The organism is Nocardiopsis sp. NPDC007018 (genome assembly GCF_040635075.1).
Classification (GTDB): Bacteria; Actinomycetota; Actinomycetes; order Streptosporangiales; family Streptosporangiaceae; genus Nocardiopsis.
Genome location: NZ_JBEYHA010000091.1, coordinates 1 through 10,530, shown reverse-complemented (window position 1 = coordinate 10,530; position 10,530 = coordinate 1). Strand labels below are relative to the sequence as shown.

Sequence of the window (10,530 nt, the reverse complement as noted above, 5' to 3'; positions counted from 1 at the left end):
CTCGCGACCACCAGGCTGCCTCTCGCTGCGCCGACTTCGCTCGGACAGCCAAACCCGGGCTGACCTTCGCTCCTCGTCTTGCGAGAGATTGCCTGGAGGCCGCTCGCGGCGATCGGCGCAAGCGCCGAACCAACCGAAAGCATCCACGGAACATGCCCTAGGAGCCGTCGAACCCTTCGGCCGGGAACGGCCGAGGGGCCGGTCGTGTCGGCGACCGGCCCCTCGGTGGGCGTCAGGACCCGGAGGCCCCGGGATGCCTAGACCTCGTAGATGTCGTCGATCTCCTTGCTCCACTGCTTGCTGACCACGTGGCGCTTGACCTTCAGGGAAGCGGTCATCTGGCCGCCCTCCTCGGTGAAGTCGCTGGGCAGGATCTTGAACTTCTTGATGCCCTCGGCCTTGGAGACGGCCTTGTTGGCGTCGTCCACCGCGCCCTGGATGGCGGCGTTGAGGTCGGCGTCACCGGTGAGCTCGGCGATCTCGCCGGTCTTGCCGTTGGAGGCCTTCCACAGCTCGAACGACTCGGGGTCGATCGTGACGAGGGCGGCGATGAACTTGCGGTTGTCGCCGACCACCATGCACTGGCTCACCAGGGCGTGGGAGCGGATGCGGTCCTCCAGGACGGCCGGGGCGACGTTCTTGCCGCCCGCGGTCACGATGATCTCCTTCTTGCGCCCGGTGATGCTCAGGAACCCGTCCGCGTCGAGGGAGCCGAGGTCGCCGGTGCGGTAGAAGCCGTCCTCGAAGGCGTCCTTGGTGGCCTTCTCGTTCTGCCAGTAGCCGACCATGATGTGGTCGCCCTTGAGCAGGATCTCGCCGTCGTCCGCGATGCGCACGGTCGTGCCCGGCATGGGCTGCCCGACGGTGCCGATCTTGTTGAAGCCGGGGCTGTTGACCGAGGTCGGGGCGGTGGTCTCGGTGAGGCCGTAGCCCTCGATGATGGTCAGGCCCACGCCTCGGAAGAAGTGGCCGAGGCGGTCGCCCAGGGCGGAGCCGCCAGAGACCGCGTAGTGGGCCTCGCCGCCCAGGCGGGCCGTGATCTTCCCGTAGACGAGCTTCTTGAACAGGCCGTGCTTGAGCTTGAGGGTGAAGGGGACCTGGCCGGTGGCCAGCGCCTTGCTGTACTCGATGGCGGTGTCGGCGGCGGCGTTGAAGATCTTGCCCTTGCCCTCGCCCTCGGCCTTCTGCTGGGCCTTGGTGAAGACCTTCTCGAACACGCGCGGGACCGCGAGGAGGAAGGTGGGCTTGAAGACCGAGAACTGGTCGATCAGGTCCGGGCCGGTGCTGGGGTAGTGGCCCAGGACGGCCTTGCCCTCGATGACCATCACCTGGACGAAGCGCGCGAAGACGTGGGCCAGGGGGAGGAAGAGCAGGGTGGAGGGGGTGCCCTCGTGACCGAGGATGATGGGCTTGGCCGGGCCCTCCAGGGCCGCGTGGGCGATGAAGAGGAAGTTGCGGTGGGTGAGTTCACACCCCTTGGGCCGCCCGGTGGTGCCGGAGGTGTAGATGAGGGTGGCGAGGTCGTCGGCGCCCACCGCGGTGCGGCGCGCCTCCAGGGCCTCGTCGGTGACGTCGGTGCCGGTGGCGGCGAGCGCGGTGAGGTCGTCGCCGTCGAACCGCCACAGGTGGGAGAGCTCCGGGGTGTTGGCCCGGACGCCCTCGACGCGTTTGGCGTGGTCGCCGGTCTCGACGAAGGCGGCCTTGGCGCCGGAGTCGGAGAGAATCCACTCGATCTGTTCGGCGGAGGACGTCTCGTAGATCGGTACCGTGACGCCGCCGATCGACCAGATGGCGTAGTCGATCGCGGTCCACTCGTAGCGGGTGCGCGACATGAGGGCGACGCGGTCGCCCTGCTCGATGCCCGCGTTGATCAGGGCCTTGGCGTATCCGACGATGTCGCCGTGCAGCTGCTCGACGGTCACGTCGCGCCACTGGCCGGACCCGGCCTCTTCCTGGCGGCGGGCGGCGACGGCGTTCGGCTCGCTGGCCGCGCGCGCAAAGAGCGTGTCGGTCAGCCGCGCGTCGTCGGAGATCTCGGCCTTCGCGGGAGAGCTGTATTCGCGCACGTGATGCTCCTGGACGTGTACGGGTTCTGGGTGGTGGGGACGTGACGACCGTAACAACACCATCCTACTCGTGAGTAGAACAGGTTGCCGTTCGGTATCCAACGGTGATCCGAGCTTGACGCGCCATGGTGGGCGAACACGCTGTTCATCGCGTGTCCGCCGGTGGCCGCTCGTGTCGGGTCGGGCCGTGCCCTGTGATGTTGTGGGCGTGACCGTGGCCTCGGGGGGAGCGGATCGCTCCTCGCCGGTCCGGCCGGGATCGCGCAGGTCACGCGCGTGATCCCGGTTGCCGCTCGCGCGAGGCGAGACTATCGCGGGCCGGACTCGCCGCGCACACCCGGTCCAACGCGGGAGGCTCCCGGGGTCATCCCCGGTGGCGCCCTCCGGCCGCCCCTGGCTCTTCCCTGAACCCCGCCCGGTCTCCTGTCGGCGTCCGGGCGGGGCGGTTAACGTGACACCAGACGGACCTACAGGAGGCACACGGACATGACCGACAACAACACCGGGCGCACCGAGCGCCCGGGCGGCGGGCGCTCCGACCAGCCCGACCTCATCGACGACGCCCTGCGTCTGGTCGACTCCCTCCAGCGCAAGCTGCTGGTGGCCGGGGTCAGACGCGGCGTCAGCGCGGTCACCAGCCCCCCGGCCAAGGGCGACGTGTGGGAGGAGGCGATCCGCGTGGAGACGCAGGAACAGCGTCCGCCGCTGGAGGAGTTCGTGGAGATCGTGCGCAAGAGCGCCCCGGAGGTCGCGGGTCACCTCGGGCGGGCCGGGCTCTCCTTCGCGGACGCGGTGGGTCGAACCTGGGGCGTGGTGGAGCGTTCCTTCGAACAGGGACGGGAGGAGGCCGCCCGGGCCCGTGAGGAGCGCGAGGAGCGTGAGCGGGCCGATCGGGAGCGTGACGAGCGCGCCCGCCGCGCGTCCTCGGAGCCACCCCGCCCGGAGGGAGGGTCCGGGCCTGGTGAGAGTGGTCGGGACGGCACGGAGCCGCAGGTCACGGCGGGGGAGTAGGGCGGAGTGCGCACGGGGCGCGCTGGGGGTGTGCGGCACGGCCCGAGCCTGGTTTAATCGAATGGTTTACACCATTTGAAAACCCTCTGCCATGAACCTTGAGACTTATGTCAGAGTTCGGGCGTAAGTAGAAGGAGCTGCCCCCATGCTGACCATCGGCGTAGACATCGGCGGAACCAAGGTCGCCGCCGGTGTCGTCGACCACGACGGGCAGATCCTCGACAAGGTCAAGTTCCCCACCCCCTCCCACGACCCCCGGGGACTGGCCGAGGTCGTGGGCCGGGCGGTTCGCGAGCTCCGCGAGCGCCAGCCCGAGGACACGGTCGGCGCGGTGGGCGTGGGCGTGGCCGGATTCGTCGACGAGGACCGCGCCACCGTCCAGGTCGCCGTCAACCTCGGCCTGCACGACGAACCCCTCAAGGAACGGGTCCAGCGACACGTGGACCTGCCCGTGGTCATCGAGAACGACGCCAACGCCGCCGCCTGGGCCGAGGCCCGCTTCGGCGCCGGACGCGGCAGCGACCACATCGTCTGCGTGACCCTCGGCACCGGCATCGGCGGCGGCCTCGTCCTCGGCGGCGCCCTGCACCGCGGCCGCCACGGGGTCGCCGCCGAGGTCGGCCACTACCGGATGGTCCCGCACGGCCGCCGCTGCGCCTGCGGCAACCACGGTTGCTGGGAGCAGTACGCCAGCGGACGCGCCCTGGTCGCCGAGGGTCAGGACCTGGCCCACACCGATCCCCTTCACGCTGAACGGATGCTCAAGCTCGCGGACGGACACGTGGAACGGATCGAGGGCGAGGTCATCACCCGGGCCGCCATGGAGGGCGACCCCGCCGCCCTGGAGTGCTTCCGGACCATCGGGGACTGGGCCGGGCTCGGCCTCGCCGACCTGGCCGCGATCCTGGACCCGGAGTGCTTCGTCCTCGGCGGCGGGGTCTCCGACGCCGGGGACGTCATCCTCGACCCCGTGCGCGCCTCGTTCGCGCGCAACGTGTCCGGCCGCCCCGGGCGCCGCCTGGCCGAGGTGCGCCTCGCCGAACTCGGCGGTGAGGCGGGCATCGTCGGTGCGGGGGACCTCGCCCGTCACTAGGCACACGGACGAGGGGTGGCCACCGGAGAAACCGGTGGCCACCCCTCGTCCGTGCGGTCAGGCGTCGCCGTCGCGGCGCGCCCGCTCCTCCTCGGCGTCGGCCCGGTCGGAGGCCTTGCGGGCGCGCTTCTCCTCGCGCCTGGCCTCCCTGCGCGTCCGGCGCTCGTCCTTGCGCTCCGCGCGGCGGGTCCGGCGCTCGTCCTTGGCGCTGGCCTGCTGTTCGCGCCTGGCCTCCTTCTCCTCGGCCTCGATCTCGGCCTTGACCGCCTGCGCGTAGCGGTCCACGTACTCCTGGCCGGAGAGCTCCATCAGGGCGTACATGATCTCGTCGGTGATGGCGCGCAGGACCCGCTGGTCCTTCTCCATGCCGTAGTACCGCGAGAAGTCCAGCGGCTTGCCGAAGACCACCTTGGGCCGCACGCCCAGCTTGGGCACGGTGCGCCCGGGGGGCATGATCTTCTCGAGGTTGATCATCGCCATGGGCACGACGGGGGCCTTGGCCTCCAGCGCGAGCCGGGCCACACCGGTGCGGCCGCGGTAGAGCTTGCCGTCGGGGGAACGCGTGCCCTCGGGGTAGATGCCCAGCAGGTCACCGCGTTTGAGCACACGCAGCCCGGTGCGGAGCGCGGCCTCGCTCGCCTTGCCGCCGGAACGGTCGATGGGGATCTGCCCCACGCCGGTGAAGAACGCGCGGCTGAGGAACCCCTTCACCCCGGTGCCGGTGAAGTACTCGGCCTTGGCGAGGAAGGTGATCTTGCGCGGGAGCGGCAGCGGACCGAAGAAGTGGTCCGAGAACGACAGGTGGTTGCTGACCATGATGGCCGGACCGCGCCGGGGCACGTTCTCCACGCCCTCCGCGCGGGGTTGCCACAACACGGCCAGAACCGGCCCCAGGATCGCCTTGACCACCCAGTAGAACATTGCTTCAGATCACCCCTGCACACGCGGGGAGCACTGGGCAGGGCCTGCCACGTCTCACTGTCCCGCTCGCTGACTATGTCCGGAACGCCCCGCCGCGGTCGCGGGGAGGCTGACGGACGCCATCTTCCCACCACGTGCGGGTCCCCACCAAAAGCGTCCGGAACGGACCCGAGGGCCGCTCGTCGCGGGTCGGGCGGGAAACACGCCGCGGGCCACTGTCGAGGATACTCACCGCGGCCGCGGACCCTCGCTGCCGGTCCGCGCCGCGTCGCCCGGGAACACGCCGGGCGCCCCCGGGGTTCGGGCAGGAGGACGCTACCGTTCACTCGATGACAAACGCTCGCCCGAGCGACTAGCCTCACGGCGGGGGCCGCAGTCCCGACCGGCCTCCCCGCCGAACGATCCCGGGAGCAGACCTGTGAGACCGACCAGCGCCATCCCCCTGATTCCGGGGGCGGACCCCTTCAGCCACACGGGTTCGGGCGTCGGCGTCCTGCTCTGCCACGGTTTCACCGGTTCACCGCACTCGATGCGCCCCTGGGCCGAGTACCTGGCCGCCGCGGGGCTGAGCGTCGAGGCGCCGCGGCTGCCCGGCCACGGCACCACCTGGCAGGACATGGCCACCACCACCAGCGACGACTGGTACGGGGCGGTGGAGGAGTCCCTGCTCGACCTGGCCGGGCGGTGCGACCAGGTGTACGTCATGGGGCTTTCGATGGGCGGGGCGCTCACCCTGCGCCTGGCCCAGGAACACCCCGACGTCGTACGGGGAGCCGTGGTGGTCAATCCCTCCCTGACAGTGGAGGACCGCAGGCTCCCGGTGATCGCGCCGATCCGCCACCTCGCGGCCCGTCTGCTCCCCTCCACCCCCGGCCTGTCCAGCGACGTCTCCCTGGAAACCGTCACCGAGGGCGGGTACGACCGGGTGCCCACTGCCGCCGCCGCGACACTCCCGAAGCTGTGGCGCGCGGTTCAGGACGGCATGTCCGGTTTGCGGACGCCGGTCCTGGCCTACCGGAGCACCCAGGACCACGTCGTCGGACCGGAGAGTCTGCGTATCCTCGCCAGGAGAGCGGTCAACGCCCGGCTGACGATCCACCTGCTCCACGACAGCTACCACGTGGCGACGCTCGACCACGACGCCGCCACCATCTTCGAAGGCAGCCTCGCGTTCGTACGCGAGCGCGGCGCAAGCGGGGAGGGAACCGACCGATGACGCAACGTCGGGGCAACGGTCTGCTCGCCGACGCCTACGTTCCGCTGATCCTGCTCGCGCCGTCGCACGCCGACCTGATGCTGGAGGCGCTCAGGCGGAGCGGGATCGCCGCCTACGCCGTGCCGTTGGCCGAGGACGTCCTGGAACCCACCGGCGGGCAGGTCGAGGACCCGCCCACCGACCACCTGTACGTGGACGCGGAGGAACGCGGCGCCGCCGAGCGGGTCCTCGGCTCCGAACTGCCCGACCTGGGCGAGCACGGGACCGGCTCCGACCTGCTGGCCCCGCGCGCCGAGGTCAGACCGGAGCCCGAGGGCGAGGACGCCCAGGAGGCGCCCGCCCCGCACGAGGGCGGCGACGCCCCGGTCGGCGGCGACCTCCTCGACGGGCCCCCGGCCAAGGCCGACCCCGCGCCGTCCGGTGGGCGGGCCGGGGACGAGGACGACGTCTGGAACGACCTCGTGGCCCGCTTCTACGACGACTCCGAGGGAACCAGTGAACAGCGCGGCCGGGTCTCCTGGCCCGACGCCGAGAACCTCGACGCCCCCGACGAGCACCAGACCCGGCTCGGCGACATCCTCGCCAACCTGCCCCGTGACACGGGAGAGGACGACGAGGACTCCCGCGAGGAGGACCGGCGACGGGCCGAGGCGGAGCTGGAGGGGCACTACGAGCCGCCGCCCCCGCCGCCCCTGCTCCAGGGCGACCGGGTGGGCATCGCCGCCTGGTTCGGGCTCCTGGGCGGCCCGGTGCTGCTCTTCGGAGCGGCCTTCATGGGGATCGCCCTTCCCAACTGGGTGATGTTCCTGGCCGTCGCCGCCTTCCTCACCAGCTTCGTCGTGCTCATCCTGCGCATGACCGACTCCCGGCCCCCCGGCGACAACGGTCCCGACAACGGGGCGGTGGTCTGAGCCCTGGGCTTCGACGTCCCCCTCTGGCGCGCCATCGCCCTGTTCCGCGCCGTCGCCCTGGTCTACGCCCTGGTGCCGGTCGCCCAGCACCACGAGTACCTGGCCCGCCCCTGGCTCGCCTGGGCGGTGCTCGTGCTCATGGCCTGCTGGACCGTACTGACCACCTACGCCTACGCCCGCCCGGCCTGGCGCAACTCGCGCCTGCTGGTGGCCGACCTCGGCGTGGCCTTCGGCTGCCTGTTCGCCACCGGGTTGGCGGCCCTGCCCCACTACCTCACGCAGGCGCCCCCGCTGAGCTCGTACTGGTTCGCCGGGGCGGCGCTGTCGGCCAGCGTCATCTGGGGGCGCAGGGGCGCGGCCACGGTCGCCCTCGCCTACGGGTTCGCCGACCTCACCCTGCGCGTGCTCATGGACGCCAACATCACCGCCGCCACCGTGCGCGGCGTGGCGCTGCTCCTGCTGGCCTGCCTCGCCGTGGGCTACATGGCGAGCGTCGCCGAGCAGGCGGAGGAGCGCTTCGCCCGGGCGGTGACGATGGAGGCGCGCATCCGCGAACGCGAACAGCTCGCCCGCTCCATCCACGACTCCGTGCTCCAGGTACTGGCGCTGGTGCGGCGTCGCGGCGACGAGATCGGCGGCCAGGCCGCCGAGCTGGGCCGCATGGCCGGTGAGCAGGAGGTGCGGCTGCGGTCCCTGCTCGCCGACGGTCTGGACGCGGCCTCGGCCGTCCCCTCCGGCCCCGGCGCGGAGGCCGCCCCGGGGGCCCCGGCCGACCTCAGGGAGGCGCTGCGCCGACTGGAGTCCGTGCGCGTCTCGGTCTCCGCTCCGGCCACCCCGGTACTGCTGCCGGGGGACACCGCGGCCGAGCTCGCCGCCGCCGTGGCCGCCGCCCTGGACAACGTGGAGCGGCACTGCCCGCCCCACACCAGGGCGTGGGTCCTGGTGGAGGACGAGGAGCACGCGGTGACCGTGACCGTGCGCGACGACGGCCCCGGCATCGCGCCCGGACGGCTGGAGCGGGCGCGCGCCGACGGCCGACTCGGCGTCGCCCAGTCCGTCGTGGGCCGGGTCCGCGACCTGGGCGGCACCACCGAGCTCTCCTCCGATCCCGGAGAGGGCACCGAGATCGAGATGTCCGTACCCCGCGACTGACCCCGGGTGGTGGCGCGCGGCCGTCGAATCAGCGCCGGGGCGGGCCGTTCCCGGGCCGCTCCTGGTGGGAGTAGCGCTCCTCCTTCCAGGGGTCGGCCCCGTTGTGGTAGCCGCGCTCCTCCCAGAACCCCCGCCGGTCGCCCACCATGTACTCCACCGACCGCAGCCACTTCACGCTCTTCCATCCGTACAGGTGCGGTACCACCAGGCGGAGGGGGAAGCCGTGCTCGGGGGCGAGCCGGGCGCCGTCGCGGTGCGTGGCGAGCACGACGCCCTCACTGAGGAAGTCCCCGACCCGCATATTGGCGCTGTAGCCGTACTCGCCCCAGGCCATCACGTGCGTGACCTCGGGTGACGGCGGGGCCAGCCGTACGATCTCGGTCGCCGGGACCCCGGCCCACGGGACGTCGGGCACGCTGAACCGCATCACGCAGTGGAAGTCGCGGACCACGTCCGTACGGGGCAGGGAACCGAACTCGTCCCAGGTCCACCTGTAGGTGCCCAGCGACGCGGTCGCACCGAACACCCGGAAGTCCCACCGCTCCGGCCGGAAGACGGGAACCCGCCCGTAGTGCTGGGGCCTGTGCTCGAACCTGGCCGCCTGACCCGGCGGCAGCCTCGGCCGCGCCCCCTCGCCGGCGCCCCCGGCGTCCTCGCCCTCCGACAACCGTCCCCGTCCCTTCGCTCCGCCCCCTGGGGCCCCGTGCGCCCCCCGCGTCGGGGCGGGCGACGGCGTCCTGTCATCCTGCCAGGCACCCGCGAGAGCCACGTCACTCCCCCCGGTTGTGTGGGGGAGTGCTCACCTTGCGCTATAGTCACAGCCATGCAGCGAAACTTTTGGCGCTTTTATGGCTACCGGCCCACCTCCCCGGTCGCCTGTAAAGCGCTGCGCTGACACAGACGACTTCCCAGGAGCCCCGGGCCGGTATCGGTCCGGGGCTCCTTTGTCTTCGCCCAGGGTCGATGCCCCCGGCACCGGCGCGACCACCGCGCGGCTCAGCCACCCAACCGACACTCAGGGAAACCACATGGTCATCGTTATGGCGCCGGGCGCCACCGCCGACAACATCGACGCCCTCGTCGAGCTGGTCACCTCCGCCGGAGGCGAGGCGTACGTGACACGCGGGGTCAGCCGCACCATCATCGGCCTGGTCGGCGACGTCGAGCGCTTCCAGGACCTGGGCCTGAACGCCAAGCCCGGGGTGAGCGACGTGCTGCGCATCTCGGCGCCGTACAAGCTGGTCAGCCGCGAGAACCACGTCAGCCGTACGGTGGTCAGCGTGCGCGGCGTCCCGATCGGCGGCGAGAACATGACCGTCATCGCGGGTCCCTGCGCGGTCGAGACGCCCGAGCAGACCCTGGAGGCCGCCCTCATGGCGAAGGCGGCCGGGGCGGCCCTCCTGCGCGGCGGCGCCTACAAGCCCCGCACCTCCCCCTACGCCTTCCAGGGGCTGGGCGAGGAGGGTCTGAAGATCCTCGCCGACGTGCGTGAGAAGACCGGCCTGCCCATCGTCACCGAGGTCGTGGACGCCGCCGACGTCCCGCTGGTCGCCTCCTACGCCGACATGCTCCAGGTCGGCACCCGCAACATGCAGAACTTCGCCCTGCTCCAGGCCGTCGGCGACGCCGGGAAGCCGGTCCTGCTCAAGCGCGGCATGAGCGCCACCATCGAGGAGTGGTTGATGGCCGCCGAGTACATCGCCCAGCGCGGCAACCTCGACGTCGTGCTGTGCGAGCGCGGCATCCGCACCTTCGAGAAGGCCACCCGCAACACCCTGGACATCAGCGCCGTCCCGGTCGCGCAGAGCCTCACCCACCTGCCGGTGATCGTCGACCCGTCGCACTCGGGCGGCAAGCGCGACCTGGTGCTGCCGCTCTCGCGCGCGGCGATCGCGATCGGCGCCGACGGCGTGATCGTGGACGTGCACCCGAGCCCGGAGACCGCCCTGTGCGACGGTCCCCAGGCGCTGCTGGAAGAGGACCTGGCCGAGCTGCGCGACCTCGCGGGCACCCTGGCCACTCTGAGCGGGCGCACCCTCACTCCGGCGCCCGCGCGGGAGCTCGCCGGCCGCTGACCGGAAGACGGGTGCGGCCCGCGCGGGCCGGGCCCGCTCCAGCGCGACGTGACCACCAGCGAAGGCCTCGGGATCGCTCAACGCG

9 protein-coding genes are annotated in these 10,530 nt (G+C 71.9%); 6 read left to right on the top strand and 3 right to left on the bottom strand.

All coding sequences use genetic code 11. The features are described from left to right. Positions 1-257 precede the first annotated feature (257 nt). Entirely contained in the window at positions 258-2,066 is a 1,809-nt protein-coding gene (locus ABZ635_RS26600) for an AMP-dependent synthetase/ligase (RefSeq protein WP_357769936.1), read from the bottom strand. A gap of 486 nt (positions 2,067-2,552) precedes the next feature. On the opposite strand from ABZ635_RS26600, the gene ABZ635_RS26595 reads away from it, so the two are divergent. Beyond that, complete coding sequence (locus ABZ635_RS26595; RefSeq protein WP_357769934.1) at positions 2,553-3,077, top strand: hypothetical protein; 525 nt, start codon at positions 2,553-2,555, stop codon at positions 3,075-3,077. A gap of 145 nt (positions 3,078-3,222) precedes the next feature. Next, positions 3,223-4,170 carry an ROK family glucokinase gene (locus ABZ635_RS26590; protein WP_357769933.1) on the top strand — a complete coding sequence of 316 codons (948 nt, stop codon included), beginning with the start codon at positions 3,223-3,225 and terminating at the stop codon, positions 4,168-4,170. Positions 4,171-4,227: 57 nt separating this feature from the next. On the opposite strand, the gene ABZ635_RS26585 is transcribed toward ABZ635_RS26590, so the two are convergent. Continuing rightward, complete coding sequence (locus ABZ635_RS26585; RefSeq protein WP_357769931.1) at positions 4,228-5,091, bottom strand: lysophospholipid acyltransferase family protein; 864 nt, start codon at positions 5,089-5,091, stop codon at positions 4,228-4,230. 418 nt (positions 5,092-5,509) lie between these two features. Here ABZ635_RS26585 and ABZ635_RS26580 point away from each other — a divergent pair, with 418 nt between their 5' ends. The 3 genes from ABZ635_RS26580 to ABZ635_RS26570 are packed head-to-tail and all read left to right on the top strand — an operon-like array spanning position 5,510 to position 8,370. Continuing rightward, complete coding sequence (locus tag ABZ635_RS26580; protein WP_357769929.1) at positions 5,510-6,307, top strand: alpha/beta fold hydrolase; 798 nt, start codon at positions 5,510-5,512, stop codon at positions 6,305-6,307. Beyond that, positions 6,304-7,218, top strand: a complete 915-nt coding sequence (locus tag ABZ635_RS26575; protein ID WP_357769927.1) for a hypothetical protein — start codon at positions 6,304-6,306, stop codon at positions 7,216-7,218. The genes ABZ635_RS26580 and ABZ635_RS26575 overlap by 4 nt, the downstream gene beginning before the upstream one ends. A gap of 3 nt (positions 7,219-7,221) precedes the next feature. After that, entirely contained in the window at positions 7,222-8,370 is a 1,149-nt protein-coding gene (locus ABZ635_RS26570) for a DUF5931 domain-containing protein (protein WP_357769937.1), read from the top strand. 28 nt (positions 8,371-8,398) lie between these two features. On the opposite strand, the gene ABZ635_RS26565 is transcribed toward ABZ635_RS26570, so the two are convergent. Next, complete coding sequence (locus ABZ635_RS26565; protein ID WP_357769925.1) at positions 8,399-9,037, bottom strand: molybdopterin-dependent oxidoreductase; 639 nt, start codon at positions 9,035-9,037, stop codon at positions 8,399-8,401. 361 nt (positions 9,038-9,398) lie between these two features. Between ABZ635_RS26565 and aroF the strand changes: the two genes are divergently transcribed. Next, positions 9,399-10,445 carry a 3-deoxy-7-phosphoheptulonate synthase gene (gene aroF, locus ABZ635_RS26560; RefSeq protein ID WP_357769924.1) on the top strand — a complete coding sequence of 349 codons (1,047 nt, stop codon included), beginning with the start codon at positions 9,399-9,401 and terminating at the stop codon, positions 10,443-10,445. Positions 10,446-10,530 lie beyond the last annotated feature (85 nt).

Excerpts from the sequence above, each read along its gene's own strand:
- ABZ635_RS26595 (WP_357769934.1), top strand. The coding sequence starts at position 2,553 with ATGACCGACAACAACACCGGGCGCACCGAGCGCCCGGGCGGCGGGCGC.
- ABZ635_RS26590 (WP_357769933.1), top strand. The coding sequence starts at position 3,223 with ATGCTGACCATCGGCGTAGACATCGGCGGAACCAAGGTCGCCGCCGGT.
- ABZ635_RS26585 (WP_357769931.1), bottom strand. The coding sequence starts at position 5,091 with ATGTTCTACTGGGTGGTCAAGGCGATCCTGGGGCCGGTTCTGGCCGTG.
- ABZ635_RS26575 (WP_357769927.1), top strand. The coding sequence starts at position 6,304 with ATGACGCAACGTCGGGGCAACGGTCTGCTCGCCGACGCCTACGTTCCG.
- aroF (WP_357769924.1), top strand. The coding sequence starts at position 9,399 with ATGGTCATCGTTATGGCGCCGGGCGCCACCGCCGACAACATCGACGCC.